Raw genomic sequence first — 14,867 nt, forward strand, 5'->3', positions numbered from 1 at the left:
GAATAAAACCCGCTCTCACTTTATCTAATCCTAAAAAAGACCGCCAATGCGGCGGTTTTCATCTCATCTTATTATTCCTTCCCTTTCACCTTGTAATGGGCCTCCCCGGGTTCTTTGCAAAAGGTGATTCCGCTTCCCGGTTCGTAATAAAAGGTCTTTTTTCCCAATGAACGTTCATGGAAGGTAGTATGCAGATAGGACGCTTGGTCCCTTTTGAAGGCGAGCTGATTTTTGCATAATGATACAGGAAGGCAATGTCCATAGCTTGTGTGGACCAGCGTTTCTTTTTCGTTCATTTCCTCCAAGTCACGAATGTGGATGTAGGAAAACCAGATTCCTCCTCTTTTCCGGAATGAGCGGGAGGAGAACCAGACCATTCCCTGCTGGGCGTTTATGCAGACTGGCAGCCTATATTTTCCGCCAAGCACGGATTTGGCTGCTGCAAGTCCGCCATCCAGATTCAACCCAAAGTAGTTTAACGTGTTATTCAGGATTTCCTGGCGCGATTGGGCAACATGGAATGTGTTCTCTCCCTCCACTACCGTGGACATCTCCACACCATTGGAATCGTAACGCTCCATCAATCCTACCGTTTCCTTATTCAATAAATAGTTTTTTCGTATCATCCTTCCATTCACTCCCCATTTCCCTATTAATATTTTTTGGAGTATACTGGATATAGAGGCAGGTATACTCCTGCTCGCAAGCCCTTAGGTGATGTCTTCCAGGACGTACTCACCTAGGGGTTTTTTGATTTCCGTCTATCGTCACTTTCATTTCTTGATATGTCATTCACCTCCATGCGACTATTATCCTATTTTATGATTTTTTTGTAAAATCCAGCTAATTTCACCTCTTTCAAAATTGATTCCCTTTTTTGAATGCATCGCCTGTTTGATTGGCTGACTCTTTACAAAATCCCATTAAAGGTCTATACTTTCGAATTTCCTTTTAAAATCTGCTGTTCTAAATTGCTATTTTCTTGTTAATATGTGTCCATTTAGCGAACAAACAGCCAAAATTCATATAAAAGTGAAATGAAATGACATTTTTGTGAAATTTTAAGACCACAAAAAAAGTCTATCGTGATGATAGACTTTTTTCTTGGTTATTCTGCCATCTTTATTTCAATTGCTAAATTCCGTAGATAATCCAATAAGGGTCTTACTTCCTCTGGAGCTGTTATGTCAGTGAATGAGTAAGACTGCTTCTTCTTTTCATCGGCTATATCCAGCTGGTATGAAAATGCGTCGAACCCTTGCGCTTTAGCTCCTGCCATTATACTTTGGCTAGCATTAGGTAAGTCAGCTGTCTTCATTAAGTTCTGCAATTCCTCATTTTTCTCTTTCGGTAATTTCTCTGTATCGATTTGAAAATTCAAGTCGAGGTTGGCAAATCCCCCTATGCAGCTAAATTTGATATGCATGGTAGATGGAGCCTCCTATTCATGGAATATGACTACTCAGGCAGTCCAACCGCTTTAAAAGCATTTTCAATTGTCTTGATGGCTGTTTTCGTAACTTCTCCGCTATCAACAAGTTTTTGCGCTGCCTTGATGACAATTTGCACGAATTGATTGAAATTCGCCGTCGCAAATAAATTCTGCATCGCATTGAACCAGATCAATGCCGCTTTGTCTGTTCCGATTTCCATCGATACTAGATAAAAGGCCTTGTTTGGTATGCCGCTATTGATATGGACACCATGATTATCGCGTTCTCCTTTATAGAAGTTCTTCATATGATCAGGCTGAATATCTTTACCCATTAACTTATTGTCAAATGCCGTACCTGGCGCTTTCATCGAACGGAGGGCCTGCCCTTTGAGTGTTGGTCCCATTATATCAGCTCCGATTAGCCAATCGGCATCACCTGCTGTTTGCTTTAAATGAAATTGTTTTATGGCAACTCCAAACACATCTGAAAGATGTTCGTTCAATGCCCCGGACTGGCCTTCATACTCCAATCCACTTGTGAACTGCGTAACCCCATGTGTCAGTTCATGGCCAATTACATCGAGTGAATTGGCAAAATTGCTAAAAATGACCCCATCGCCATCACCAAATACCATTTCATCTCCGTCCCAATAAGCATTCGTGAATTTATTCCCATAATGAACGTTCAGAATGAGATCAAGGCCTTGGTTATCAATTGAATTACGGTGTAAGACATCCTTGAAATAATCACGCACAACTCCGCTATAATCATATGCAGCATTAACAACAGGATCTGCACTCGATCGATCTCCTTCTTTTCTTGCCTCATTCTCCCGGAGTTTCGTTCCCCCCCTGCAATCATAAACATGGCGGGCAGATTCACCTTGACGACCAGATCCTGCATCCGTTAAAGCGACAACACCGTCAATATCGTATTCTTTCATAATTCTGCGCCTGCGCACTTGACGGCTTTTCGCTAAACTGATCCGTGCTTCTTCCACTTCATTTTGTGCCAGATTCTCAAGAATATAGTTTGGTACGATGAAACAATGACACTTCAATTTGGAACAATCTCTTTTGTGCATATCCGTCACTCCTTCATGTTTTATACGATCTATTACGATTTCTTTTTTCAAGAGTGCTGCTTTCTTAATGCTTTTGGCTTCAACAACGGTTCATTAGCAGTTTAAATCCGTTTACATGGTTACCTTGATGCTCTTCCTATTTTCAACACATTTCTATAGATTACTTTCGCCGTAAATACCTCATTTCCCTCCATTCCTTCCTCTGACCCGTTCATTCCTTTTTTCCAGCAGTACTGTTAACTCATCAGGAATGCAACTTCAGGCAGGGGAAGCAGTACTTCACCTTTGTTTATTAAATTATTCTGCTCGTGCTGCATATACTGCTTTAAACAAGGAATCTTCCTCAGAACATAAACAACCTTTAAGGGAGGGCATAGCATTGGTAACTTCACAGGGAACTGCTTCAATTAGCTTTCCATTCCCATCTGTTTGGGGTATCCACTCTTCAATAGCTGGCAGGACGATTATTTGGGGCACACTTACCATTAACTCCATTATAGATAACAGGGTGGTTGGTACTGTTAATTTTCGTGGCAGACCCATTCCGATTAATGGATTTTGGAATGAAAGCAACAAACAAATCGCATTTGATTCACCCTATGCCACATTCTCTGGCAACTTGACCATAATGGATGATTTCCAGATTAGGATTCGACATTTCATTCTTCAAGGACGTTTTCTTATGAAGCCTCCCTCTCTGCAAGCAGGTGAGTCTGGATCATGGATTGCCACTACTGATATAGCTCTGAATGAATATCCTGTTAGCGGTAATGCCTATTCCGGGCAATTACCTCCTGTTGGAGCTTTTTTAACATCGAATATCCTTCATCAGCATCAGAATTTTTGAGGAAGAACAGTATAGAGTAATCCATTCTGTGTAGAAATGGTGTTTCACATTAGGAATCGTCTCTGTATTCCATAGGGACGATTCTTTTACTTAGAGGAAATTAACAAAAGTCATATTGAACTGAAAGGTTGGCTGAGAATTTAAGGTTACATTGATTTAGGTTCGCAACAAGTTGCTCCCTGGCGTTCAGCTGATAGCAATGCTTCCCCTATTGGGTACCGTTTTGCCTATCTCACTAAGTAGATATTTATAAGAGATAGTTATTTTGGTAGATAAATTATGAATCCATTAACTTAAAATGAGTACAGATGGAATATAGATTGACAGCATTTTCTCAGTACTTCATACTATTGTATTAATAGAAGTGACTGAATATTTGGTTAATTAGGAGGATGAATCAATGAAACCAGCAATAATGACAATGGATTTACAATTATCAGCAGATGTTCTCAGGGAAAATAATTGTACAAGTTTAATAAACGCAACAGCAGAAAAGGATTTCCAAGTGGCTCAAATGCCTGATGTATTAATATTTGAGGTTAAAGAGGAGGGTGGCATATGACTAAGCTCAGAATCCTTTTAACCATTCCTATATTGCTATATGGAATCTACGTATTTGTTGCCATTCAAAACGATAAGGATATTCCGCTTTATTTGCATCTTCTATTCGCACTCTACTTAATGTTGTTTGTACATTATGAAGAAAAAACGGAGGTGAAACCCTGAAAGATTTTTAGTTTAATACACAAAGCCTAAAAAAGCCTCAACTCCTTAAAGGAATTGAGGCTTTCACTATTAATCATCTTTCTTCCGTTTCCAATTAGATAATACGAGTTGTAACGATGCCTTCGATTTGTTTGATTTTTTCTTCCAAGCCAGGAATGATCTCGCCGTTTACTTCACCGTCAATGTCGATGATCGTATATGCATATCCCCCACGGCTTCTGTTAACCATGTCAGCGATGTTCAAATTAAAGCCAGATACAGCCAGCGTGATTTGCCCAACCATGTTCGGAACGTTTTCGTGGAAAGTTGCCACACGACGGTTTCCTGTATAAGGAAGGGAAGTGTTCGGGAAATTCACAGAGTTCTTGATGTTCCCTGTTTCTAAAAAGCTCTTCAACTGACGAGCTGCCATGATGGCACAGTTTTCCTCTGACTCTAGCGTAGAGGCACCAAGATGCGGAATTGGAACGACATTTTTCATTTTCAACACGTTTTCATTCGGGAAGTCTGTAATGAACTTGCCTACTTTTCCGCTTTCAAGTGCAGCTTGCATATCATCTTCATTCACTAGCTCGCCACGTGAGAAATTCAAGATATGTACGCCCGGCTTCATGATGCTGAATGTTTCTTGGTTGAACATTCCTCTTGTGTCGTCAGTTAATGGAACGTGTACTGTAATATAATCAGATTCTGCAAACAATTCTTCAATCGTCATGGCGCGCTGTACATTGCGTGACAAGTTCCAAGCTGTATCAACAGAGATGAACGGGTCAAAGCCAATGACATCCATGTCCAAATCAAGCGCATCATTCGCTACAAGTGCACCGATCGCTCCTAAACCGATTACGCCAAGTGTTTTTCCCTTGATTTCTTTACCAACGAATTGTTTCTTTCCTGCTTCAACAAGCTTCGGAATTTGTTCTCCTTCGCCTTCAAGCGTCTTTGTCCAAGCTACACCGGCAAAAAGGTTACGAGATGAAGCCATTAATGTCGTCAGCACCATTTCTTTTACAGCGTTTGCGTTAGCCCCAGGTGTATTGAAAACGACAATTCCCTGCTCGGTGCATTTGTCGACCGGAATATTATTGACTCCAGCCCCTGCCCTTGCGATTGCCTTTAACTGATCGCCGAATTCCATAGTATGCATGTTAAAGCTGCGAAGAACGATTGCATCAGGGTTTTCACTGTCATTATCTACCGTAAAATCCCCTTTGTTGAATACATTCAGTCCGCTTTCGGCAATATTATTTAACGCCTTGATCGTTTTCACTTTTTCTAAAAGAATTGTGCTCATTTTGTTTGCTCCTCTTTTGAATATGATGGTTTTGAAATTTAAAAATACTGACTTTAAACCTTCACTATCTGTTAATATACAGAAAGAGGCAAGGGATAAAATCCCTTACCTCTGCCCAGGCGAACGGCTACGACACTATGTGTTCCCTCACGGTTATCCGTGTTTCGCCAGTTGCACATAGTCTTTTTCATTTATTTCATTCTATCAAACTATTCTGCAATCTTCAATATCAAATTATATGTTTATCCCTTTTTTTGCAGAAGTCACAACTCACCACGACTGCGAATGCCGGACTCAAGCAGGTTTAATCGCTTTTGCCAAATCTTGTTCACGCCAGTATTCTTCAATTTCCTCCAATGATTTCCCTTTTGTTTCAGGAGTTTTATAGTGTATGAATACGCAAGCTACCACTGATAAGAACGCATAGATGAGAAAGACGTTATTGCCAATGACACTTAACAGTGGCGGGAACGTGTATGAAAAAAGGAAGTTCAATGTGTATTGTAAAAAGGTGATGACTCCCATTCCGATCGCTCTTGCCTGCAATGGCAGCACTTCCGGTATGAATAGCCAGAAGACAGGGCCAAGGCCGATTCCGAATGCGAAGACATATAAGAACACACAAACCATGCTGAAGATCGTATAATCCGAAAATAGTGCCAATCCGATCAGTGGCAGGACCTGACCGCCAACACTGTAGATTAGCAGCGTTTTTCTGCCTAGTTTATCAACGATGAATAACGAGATGGCAGTGGAAACGACCAAGGCCGTCCCGATTCCGAAGTTTGCTATATTGGAACCGCTCCATCCGTTGATTTCAACCCCTTCGAAAATGATCGGGGCAAAGTATACAACGGCATTGATTCCCGTGAAGACTTGGAAGAATGTTAAGATGAAATTCATATTCAATATTTTTTTATATTGGTGTACTAAATGTTTGAATCCTACGCTTTGCTGTTTAAGGGAATGATTGATATCACTTATTTCATCTTCCACTTCTTGCTTCGTTCCCCTTAGTTTCATCAAGACCTTCCTTGCACGGTCTTCCTTTCCTGCAGCCATGAGCCACCGTGGGCTTTCCGGTGAGATAAGCATTCCAAATGTGAAGATTGCTGCTGGAATGATCCCGATTCCGAGCATGATTCTCCAAGATCCGCTAGCGGAGAAGGAAGCACCCACTATGTAAGCACTCAATATCCCGACGTTTACACTTAGTTGATATAAAGCGCCGATCAATCCCCTGATTTTAGGAGGAGCCAATTCCACCAAATAAATAAGTGAACACATATTGGCTATTCCGCAGCCGATTCCCAGGATGAACCGCGATGCAATTAAAACGCTTACATTTGTAGCGAAGGCACAACCAATCGACCCGACGATGAATGTGATGCCCGCTCCAATCAGGAGTGATTTCCTTCCAAGCACCTTAGATAGTGAAGTGGAAAGGACGATAGCAGGCAATGCCCCTAATAACAGGAAACTTACTATCAATCCTTGACCCGACGGGCTTAGTCCAAACTCTTCGGTGATGAATGGAATCGCTGGAGAAATGGCACCGGAATCGAAACCATATAATAGTCCGGCCAACCCGCCAAAAATCGCATAAACATACATAATATTCGGAATCTTTTGCAAAGCAATCACTCCTTTTAGTAAATTAAAGTACACCTTTTTTCAATATGAGATTTGCATACTGTGCTCGTTCACTAGTTGCGATAATGGCATAGGCCGCTTTACTTCGTTCGTAAAAGTCCATTCGTTCCAGTTTTCCGATTTTGATAGGAATATCGTTCGTTTTTTTCATTATATCTTCATAACTCTTCCAGATTGCAGGGCTTTTTTCATCGCCTTCCACAGGATTCATCAATATGACGGGATGTTTCACATACGTATCGAGTGGAAAGAATGACAATATCGCTTGCAGGAAGTCGGCCACGCCATGTCCATGGCCGTTGATGATCCGGCTTGAATGACTTGCAGCCGGATAATTCCCGTCTGCAAGTACGATTTCATCACCGTGCCCCATCTCCATCATGATCTTCATCAATTCAGGAGAAAGTATTGGCGGAATTCCTTTAAGCATTCGTCAAAGCCTCTTCGCTTTCAGCGACAAATGTGTTCGTGAGTGATCCCAGTTTTTCGATTTCAACGGTGACCACATCCCCTGGCTGAATATAAACACGCTGTTCGGCCGGTAAACCCAATACGACTCCTTCAGGTGTACCTGTCAATATAAGATCGCCCGGTTCCAATGTCATATGCTTGGAAATATAACTGATGATTTCCGCACATGAAAAGATCATATCTGATGTATTGGAATTCTGTCTTAGTTCTTCATTAACATACGTTTTCAATTGCAGGTCGTTTGGATTCCCCACTTCGTCCGCTGTTACCAGGTAAGGGCCAACAGGACTGAAATCATCACAGGTTTTCCCAAGCAGCCATTGCGGCGTCCTCATTTGCAGATCTCTTGCCGACAAATCGTTGACCGTACAATACCCGAACACATGGGAGAGTGCTGCTTCTTCGGAAACGTTTTTTGTCTTTTTGCCGATCACGATTCCGAGTTCCACTTCATAGTCCAGTTCATTCGTTACGATTGGTATGGCAATCTCACATCCGTGACCCGTTAATGTATTATCAAACTTGTTAAATAAGATTGGCACTTCAGGATACGGTGCATTGGTTTCATCTGCATGTCTTTTGTAATTCAACCCAACACAAATGATTTTATGCGGCTTTGTTATACTGGGACCGAATGTGAGCCCTTTCTCTTCAATTACTTCAGCCATTCCTTCTTTGACAGCTTCATGGACCTTATTTTCAAATTCGTCCCGTTCGGATTGGCTGAAGTTTATCACTTGCATCACATCCGACACGATTTGGTTCCATTCATTCCTCTTCGCCGTTTCTTCGATATCTATTAAATGATCCTCAACTTGAACGGCCAGTTTTTGCTGTTCGTCTTTAATAAAAGTAGCCAATTTCATCGTTTCTTCCCCCTTTTATGCATTTTTCCCAAAAACAACCCCACCATCGATATATAAAGGCGATCCCATCATGAATGCAGACTCATCCGAAGCTAGGAACAGTGCCGCTTTTGCTACATCACTAGGTCTGCCCAAATCGCCGCTCAATTGTCTTTTCTTGATCGTGCCGATGGCAACCTCAGGATCGTCATATGAAGTTTTCAAGTAATTTTCGACGAACGGTGTCAAGATCGTACCCGGCAATAAAGCGTTCACCCGAATATTATAAGGTGCATAATCCACTTGCATCGCTTTCGTTAAAGCCAGTACGGCTCCTTTCGTTGCAGAGTATGCGGCTCGTTTCACGAGACCCATTTCCGCTGCACATGATGACATATTGATAACGACCCCGCTTTTTTGTTCCATCATATAAGGAATCGTGTATTTAGAAGGCAGATAAACCCCCTTCACATTTACGCTCATGATGCGGTCCCACACATCCGGTTCCACTTCGTCCACCCTGCCTACGTTTGAGATTCCGGCATTGTTGAATAATATGTCTATTTTCTTATAGGTTTCGATTATCTGGGAGATTACGGATTGAACCGCTTCCGGATCCGTTACATCCACCTCATAAAATGCCGCTTTCCCGCCATCCTCCTCTATTTCAGAAACGGTGCCCTGCCCGTTTTCAGCATGAATATCTGTAATGATGACAAATGCGCCTTCACTAGCGAATAAACGGGCTGATTCCTTCCCGATCCCGCTTCCACCGCCAGTGATGACAGCGATTTTATTTTGCAGTCTCATAACGTTACCTCCTGCTCATGATTCATATGATCTTCAGGCTGCGCCGCTTTCACCGTTAAACCGCCATCCACCATTAACAGATGCCCGTTAATTTGCATGGCTTCATCGGAAGCCAAAAATACGACGGAGTCGCCAATTTGTTTTTCGGTCCCAAGTCTCTTCATCGGATTGGCTTCAATTTCTTTTGCGAGAATTTGCGGATCCTCTAAATATTCCTCACACATATCCGTCGCAACGGTGCTTGGGCCGACAGCATTCACATTGATATTGTATTTGCCTAGCTCAATCGCCAATGCCTTCGTTAAATGCGAGGCGGCTGCTTTCGATGAAATATAGTGGGGAATGACCGGACTCGTGACAAGGACGCTAGCCGTTGATGTAATATTGATGATCTTGCCATATTTATTTTCAATCATTCGCTTCGCCACTCTTTGCGTCGTCAAAAAGATTGATTTCACATTTGTTCGATACGTATCATCCCATGTCTCTTCCGAAAGGCTCAAAAAAGGCTCAAACGGTGCAATACCAGCATTATTCACTAGAATATCCACCGTTCCCAACTCTTTTTCCACTTCATTGATCATGGCATCGACATCTTCCTTCACCCCAACGTTCGCTTTCACGACGATCGCTTTGATATGAAACTCGGATTCTACTTTTTCTTTTAACGCATTCGCTTTTTCAAATGACCCCGGCGATGTATAGTTGATCGCCACATTGGCACCCTCTTCAGCCAATCTCATGACAATCGCTGCACCGATTCCCCGGCTGCCTCCTGTGACAAGTGCTGTTCGATTATTCAATTTACCCATATGAATTCTCCTCCCTTTTCCTATCTGTTTCTAAAGGCTGATGCTGATCCGGCTGATGCTAAATTCCTGATGTCCAAGAATTTCCGCCTTTGTCAGTTCACCTTGGGCTGTTTTAGCAATCGTTTCAAAAATGCGATTTCCTGCATCCTCCGTCGTTTCTTTCCCTTTCATGACTGGGCTTGTATCAATATCGATGTTATCGATCATCTTGATTGCCGTATGTTCATTTCCCGTTATTTTGATGACCGGGATAATCGGGTTTCCTGTCGGTGTCCCTCTTCCTGTCGTAAAGCAGACCATATGTACACCGGCGGCCGCCATGCCTGAAACACACTCGATATCATTCCCCGGGGAATCCATGAAGTAATAGCCATTACCCGGGATCTCTTCCGCAAATGATAAGACATCGTTCAAGGGGGCCGTACCTGCTTTACTAATGCAGCCAAGCGATTTTTCCTCGATGGTCGAGAGCCCTCCCTCAATATTGCCCGGGCTCGGGTTCCCGCCACGCATATCTGCCCCGATGCGTTCCACTTCTTTTTCGAATCTATCAACATATGCATATAGTTTATTGGCCACTTCTTCGCTCACTGCTTTTTGGGCAACAATATGTTCAGCTCCGATGATTTCCGTGGTTTCACCCATTACGATCGTACCGCCCTGTTTCAAGAGCTGATCAGCGGTTTTCCCTAAAGCGGGATTGCTGCACAGACCGGATGTAGCATCGGAACCGCCGCATTTCACACCAACTATCAATTCTGAAATGGGGGCATCCACTTGCGGCACTTTTTCGAGTTCCAGAAATAAACCCTTCGCCACTTCAGTCCCCTTCTTAATCGCGTTTATCGTCCCGCCTGCATCTTGGATATCAAGCCACTCCACAGGTTTTCCCGTTTCTTCTTCGATTTCCCGTTTCAATACTTTGGCATCAATCACCTCACAGCCCAAGCTGATCAACAGAACCGCACCAACGTTCGGGTTTTTCCCCATTCCGCCAAGAAGTTTATGTGTACGTTCTTTGTCATCACCAATCTGGCTGCACCCATGCTGATGCGGAATGGCCACTGATTCCGGTACAGCTTGCTGGATTCTGTTGGCCACATGATTGGCGCAAATGACGGTAGGGATGATCAATAGATGATTACGGATTCCAAATTTGCCATTTGAACGGCGATACCCTTTTATCCTGCTCATTGTGTTTGCTCCCCTTCCGCCTTATCTCCTCTTCCTCTGATTCCCTCAATATTATGTATGTGGACATGTTCACCAGGCTCGATATCCATCGTGGCTGCACCGATTACTTCTCCATATTTGATGACCGTCGCCGATCGCTGAATCGGTTTGATTGCGATTTTATGCCCAAAAGGAATCGAATGCTTTGCTTCCACTTCCATTTTTTGTCCATTGATGACAAAGAGTAATGTTTCCCCTTCTTTTACATCTTTCAATGAAGTCGCTACATTATCCTGATCAGACATGACGATGCTTGTAACGTCCTGTTCATAAGCTAACTGGCCCATTTCGCTCTCCCCTTTCTTTTAGTTTGTAAAAGGCTTCAGCATTTCCAGAAAATATCCCATCCACTTCAGCTTGTGTTAAAGTTTCCGGTAAATTCCCTTTAATGACCCTCACTGCGTCTTCATAGCCTCCAGCTGATAAACATACAGGCCAATCGCTGCCGAAAAGTAAACGGTCCGGCCCGAATGCCCGAACAATATGTTGTATGTATGGCTTAAAGTCTTCCGCCTTCCACATTGCAGGATCTGCTTGGGTCAATAAACCCGACAGTTTGCACCAAATGTTCGGAAACTGTGACAAAGTATTCATTTCTTCTTGCCATTTGTTTAATTTCCCTGCTGAAATATTCGGTTTAGCCATATGGTCGATGATGGCCTTTAGGTTAGGAAGCGTTTTCATCAATGTTAAAACAGATGAAATATGTTTATGATTAATCAACAAATCCACCGGAAGATCATATCGAATAAGCTGTTTCAAATTTTCCACAACTTGTTCCTGTAAAATCCAAGCACTGTCTTCCAGATCCTGCAACATGGGACGTAAACCAACAATTCCCGGTCTTGTCATTAAAGAATCCAATTGCTCCGGGAATGATGGAGCAGATAAGTCAAGCCAGCCCACCACACCATATATCCAGTCATAGCGGTCATACAAGGATAATAGAAATAAAGTCTCTTCATAGGTTGGAGCCGCTTGTACAAGGACGGTCCCCGAAATATCATTCTTATGTATTAAGGGCGATAAATCGTCGGGAAGATAATCCCGATAAAGGACTCCCATATCATTTGTAAGCCAAGAGTAATCACCTCGGTCAATTCTCCAAAAATGCTGATGTGCATCAATCATCAGGCTGACCTCCTCTTGTTATCTTTATGTTACCGGTAACATTAAAATAACAGCAATATTTTAAATTGTCAATAAATTAAACGAAATCTTTTAAACTATCTAAAACGGAATTACCATTTTCAACTCTTGTTAATAAGAAAACTCGCCATTCCCAATTGGAACGGCGAGTTTTTAATCATTTAGAATGTTTCATTCTTTTCATGACAAATAGAAATAGAAAACTAACAAAAATCAGGATGAAAATGATCATGAACGGAATGGTCGTTGTTAAAAGGGTGACCCATCCGCTTGTCTCTGTGTCTGGGATAAACTCAATTTTTCCTATATCCTGTTCCCTTATGGCGTTATTCATTCTGTCTAGCGATATTTCACTATTTGTTACAGACGCGATAAAGTATTGATCCTTTTCATACCCTACCAGCCGACCTCTAATTTCATAAACACTATTTTGTGACTCCACCTTTAAAAATGTCACTTTCCCATCCTCTAAAGTTGTAAAAAATTCATCCTCAGTTAATTTCTCAGTCGGTTCTTCGTCATTATAAAAAACTAGCACAACCCCCAAGGTAACCAAGAAGATTAATAAATAAAATACTTTACTACGGAAATTCCGCATCATCTCATACCTTCTTCCACATTAAACAAACTATAGGAAATAGTAACATACAAAGTTAATTATTAGAAATCAAACTGTGGATACTCTTGGAATATATCAGGCCGATTAGTTGCAAAATGGATAATATTAGTAAAATATGGGAGATATAGCAAACTTAAAAAAGGAGGAACTAATATGCTAATAAGACAGGCATCGGTTGCAGATGCGGAAGGTATAGCAATAGTCCATGTGGATTGCTGGCGAACTACTTATAAAGAAATAATGCCGAGTGATTTTTTAGATAATCTGTCTTATGAGAAAAGGAAAGACATATGGATAAAGAATATTAACAGAGATAGTAATTATGTTTATGTCGCAGAAAATAACGAAGGAAAAATAGTTGGATTTATAGATGGCGGGAAAAGGGATACGAATCAAGTTGAGAATTCCGGTGATTTAACTGCTATATATATCCTCGAAAATTTTCAAAGAATGGGGATAGGTAAGAAACTCATCAAAGAGTTATTTTTAAAATTCGAGGCACTGGGATTTAAGACAATATTCGTTGAGGTGCTTGAAGACAATAAATCTCGATTCTTCTATGAGGCATTTGGTGCTGAATTGCTTAAAACCGAAAAAATCAAAATGGCTGGTGCTGAATTGAATCTATTGGTTTATGTGTGGAAGGATATTAGCCAAGTATTGTTATGAGCGACATGCCACTGGAGAGGTCACTTATTCTTTGGCCAAAAAAAAACTCCTATTATTTTATAGGAGCTCCAGATGATTTCCTGATTACCAATTCTGGCTTTAAATTGATCGTCCGATAGTCGGCAGGACCGACTTCATCCACTCGCTCGATCACTAATTGTGTTCCTAAATATCCGAAGTCGTAAGCGGGCTGTGAAGATACGGTTAAAAAGGGATCGAAATCCGAGAATAATTCTAAGTCGTCAAAGCAAACGACAGAAATGTCTTCAGGTACTTTAATCTGTTTTTCTCGTAAACTTTTTATAATTTTGATGGCAATGAAATTATTGGCGGCAAAAATTGCTGTTGGACGCTCAGAGGGCGGAACATTCATCAATCCGTCAATACCGTTCCATTGCTTTTCCTGTTTGTAATGAGTCTCTATTACGAAAGACTGATCGATGTTCAAATCATTTATTTTCAGCGTTTCAATATACGCCTGATAACGCTCTTTCGAAGTGGAAATCGTTAGCGGACCATGAACCATCGCGATTCGTTCGTGTCCAAAATCGATGAGATGCTGAAGAAGCTTTTTCGTTCCTTCATAGTTATCACCAAGCACCCTATCACATGAAACATCTTGAATTTGCCTATCTATCAATGTAAATGGAATCCTGTTTTTAATTAATTTCTTCAAATTTTTTGTCGATTGATCGCCTGTTGGTGCAATAATGACGCCATCCACCCGTTTTGAAATCAATGCATCGATATATTCACTCTCTTTTTCGTAATCCTCATCGGTATTGCATAAAATGAGCTGATATCCCATTTGATTGGCCTTATCTGCGGCCCCTCTCGCTACTTGGGTGAAAAAAGGGTTGGTGATATCGGTTATGATTAATGAAAGGAGCTTCGTTCTTTTAATATTCAAACTTTGGGCTGCGGAATTCGGTATATAGTTCAACTCTTTAATGACCGCTTCAACTTTTTCCCTTGTCTTTTCACTGATATTTCCTTTATTATTAATAACTCTCGATACAGTCATCGTTGATACATTCGCTTTTTTCGCAATATCGTAAATTGTCGTCACTTTTTGTACCCGCCTTTACATTATCCCTTATATTGTATCATAAGTATAAATGGTTATTTTATACTTTAGCACTTGGAAGATCATGTTGACCCGGATACGGCACTGAACTTCAAAAAAGGCACAGTCCTTCGTGAAGGATTGTGCCTTGCT

18 protein-coding genes and 1 riboswitch are annotated in these 14,867 nt (G+C 41.5%); of the genes, 4 read left to right on the plus strand and 14 right to left on the minus strand.

Annotated elements, in window-relative coordinates; translation table 11 throughout:
• Nucleotides 1-71: 71 nt before the first annotated feature.
• The 3 genes from ACSR9O_RS17130 to ACSR9O_RS17140 all read right to left on the minus strand — a co-directional run bounded on the left by ACSR9O_RS17130 (nucleotide 72) and on the right by ACSR9O_RS17140 (nucleotide 2,520).
• A complete protein-coding gene (locus ACSR9O_RS17130; RefSeq protein WP_491724789.1) occupies nucleotides 72-626 on the minus strand; it encodes a competence protein ComK in 555 nt (184 codons plus the stop codon).
• Between the two features lie 482 nt (nucleotides 627-1,108).
• On the minus strand, nucleotides 1,109-1,426 hold the full coding sequence (locus ACSR9O_RS17135; protein ID WP_491724790.1) for a protealysin inhibitor emfourin: 318 nt from the start codon (nucleotides 1,424-1,426) through the stop codon (nucleotides 1,109-1,111).
• A gap of 32 nt (nucleotides 1,427-1,458) precedes the next feature.
• Complete coding sequence (locus ACSR9O_RS17140; RefSeq protein WP_260358564.1) at nucleotides 1,459-2,520, minus strand: M4 family metallopeptidase; 1,062 nt, start codon at nucleotides 2,518-2,520, stop codon at nucleotides 1,459-1,461.
• Nucleotides 2,521-2,899: 379 nt separating this feature from the next.
• On the opposite strand from ACSR9O_RS17140, the gene ACSR9O_RS17145 reads away from it, so the two are divergent.
• The 3 genes from ACSR9O_RS17145 to ACSR9O_RS17155 all read left to right on the plus strand — a co-directional run bounded on the left by ACSR9O_RS17145 (nucleotide 2,900) and on the right by ACSR9O_RS17155 (nucleotide 4,093).
• On the plus strand, nucleotides 2,900-3,367 hold the full coding sequence (locus tag ACSR9O_RS17145) for a hypothetical protein (RefSeq protein WP_491724791.1): 468 nt from the start codon (nucleotides 2,900-2,902) through the stop codon (nucleotides 3,365-3,367).
• A 400-nt stretch (nucleotides 3,368-3,767) separates the two neighbouring features.
• Nucleotides 3,768-3,929, plus strand: a complete 162-nt coding sequence (locus tag ACSR9O_RS17150) for a hypothetical protein (RefSeq protein ID WP_491724792.1) — start codon at nucleotides 3,768-3,770, stop codon at nucleotides 3,927-3,929.
• Entirely contained in the window at nucleotides 3,926-4,093 is a 168-nt protein-coding gene (locus ACSR9O_RS17155; protein WP_170971670.1) for a hypothetical protein, read from the plus strand. Before ACSR9O_RS17150 ends, ACSR9O_RS17155 begins: the two co-directional genes overlap by 4 nt.
• 94 nt (nucleotides 4,094-4,187) lie before the next feature.
• Here ACSR9O_RS17155 and ACSR9O_RS17160 read toward each other — a convergent pair whose 3' ends face one another.
• The 10 genes from ACSR9O_RS17160 to ACSR9O_RS17205 all read right to left on the minus strand — a co-directional run bounded on the left by ACSR9O_RS17160 (nucleotide 4,188) and on the right by ACSR9O_RS17205 (nucleotide 12,958).
• Nucleotides 4,188-5,387: a phosphoglycerate dehydrogenase gene (locus ACSR9O_RS17160; RefSeq protein WP_491724793.1), complete on the minus strand. Its 1,200-nt coding sequence runs from the start codon at nucleotides 5,385-5,387 to the stop codon at nucleotides 4,188-4,190.
• Between the two features lie 106 nt (nucleotides 5,388-5,493).
• Nucleotides 5,494-5,572: riboswitch (ZMP/ZTP riboswitch) on the minus strand.
• A 109-nt stretch (nucleotides 5,573-5,681) separates the two neighbouring features.
• Nucleotides 5,682-7,022, minus strand: coding sequence for a sugar porter family MFS transporter (locus ACSR9O_RS17165; protein WP_491724794.1), 1,341 nt, complete (start codon nucleotides 7,020-7,022; stop codon nucleotides 5,682-5,684).
• A gap of 22 nt (nucleotides 7,023-7,044) precedes the next feature.
• Entirely contained in the window at nucleotides 7,045-7,470 is a 426-nt protein-coding gene (locus tag ACSR9O_RS17170; protein ID WP_491724795.1) for an RbsD/FucU family protein, read from the minus strand.
• Nucleotides 7,463-8,377, minus strand: coding sequence for a fumarylacetoacetate hydrolase family protein (locus ACSR9O_RS17175; RefSeq protein ID WP_427571435.1), 915 nt, complete (start codon nucleotides 8,375-8,377; stop codon nucleotides 7,463-7,465). The genes ACSR9O_RS17170 and ACSR9O_RS17175 overlap by 8 nt, the downstream gene beginning before the upstream one ends.
• A gap of 15 nt (nucleotides 8,378-8,392) precedes the next feature.
• On the minus strand, nucleotides 8,393-9,166 hold the full coding sequence (locus ACSR9O_RS17180; RefSeq protein WP_491724796.1) for an SDR family NAD(P)-dependent oxidoreductase: 774 nt from the start codon (nucleotides 9,164-9,166) through the stop codon (nucleotides 8,393-8,395).
• Nucleotides 9,163-9,978, minus strand: coding sequence for an SDR family NAD(P)-dependent oxidoreductase (locus ACSR9O_RS17185; protein WP_491724797.1), 816 nt, complete (start codon nucleotides 9,976-9,978; stop codon nucleotides 9,163-9,165). Before ACSR9O_RS17185 ends, ACSR9O_RS17180 begins: the two co-directional genes overlap by 4 nt.
• A gap of 30 nt (nucleotides 9,979-10,008) precedes the next feature.
• On the minus strand, nucleotides 10,009-11,172 hold the full coding sequence (locus ACSR9O_RS17190; protein ID WP_260358572.1) for a UxaA family hydrolase: 1,164 nt from the start codon (nucleotides 11,170-11,172) through the stop codon (nucleotides 10,009-10,011).
• Nucleotides 11,169-11,498: a UxaA family hydrolase gene (locus ACSR9O_RS17195; protein ID WP_491724798.1), complete on the minus strand. Its 330-nt coding sequence runs from the start codon at nucleotides 11,496-11,498 to the stop codon at nucleotides 11,169-11,171. The genes ACSR9O_RS17190 and ACSR9O_RS17195 overlap by 4 nt, the downstream gene beginning before the upstream one ends.
• Nucleotides 11,479-12,342 (minus strand): amidohydrolase family protein, encoded by an 864-nt coding sequence (locus tag ACSR9O_RS17200; RefSeq protein WP_491724799.1) that lies wholly within the window; start codon nucleotides 12,340-12,342, stop codon nucleotides 11,479-11,481. Before ACSR9O_RS17200 ends, ACSR9O_RS17195 begins: the two co-directional genes overlap by 20 nt.
• A gap of 175 nt (nucleotides 12,343-12,517) precedes the next feature.
• Nucleotides 12,518-12,958 (minus strand): ATP-dependent metallopeptidase FtsH/Yme1/Tma family protein, encoded by a 441-nt coding sequence (locus tag ACSR9O_RS17205; RefSeq protein ID WP_260358575.1) that lies wholly within the window; start codon nucleotides 12,956-12,958, stop codon nucleotides 12,518-12,520.
• Between the two features lie 174 nt (nucleotides 12,959-13,132).
• Here ACSR9O_RS17205 and ACSR9O_RS17210 point away from each other — a divergent pair, with 174 nt between their 5' ends.
• Nucleotides 13,133-13,648, plus strand: coding sequence for a GNAT family N-acetyltransferase (locus tag ACSR9O_RS17210; protein ID WP_260358576.1), 516 nt, complete (start codon nucleotides 13,133-13,135; stop codon nucleotides 13,646-13,648).
• Nucleotides 13,649-13,700: 52 nt separating this feature from the next.
• Here the strand turns inward: ACSR9O_RS17210 and ACSR9O_RS17215 are convergent, their stop codons facing one another.
• Nucleotides 13,701-14,717 carry a LacI family DNA-binding transcriptional regulator gene (locus ACSR9O_RS17215; RefSeq protein WP_260358577.1) on the minus strand — a complete coding sequence of 339 codons (1,017 nt, stop codon included), beginning with the start codon at nucleotides 14,715-14,717 and terminating at the stop codon, nucleotides 13,701-13,703.
• Between the last annotated feature and the right edge of the window lie 150 nt (nucleotides 14,718-14,867).

Source organism: Peribacillus sp. B65 (genome assembly GCF_058513295.1).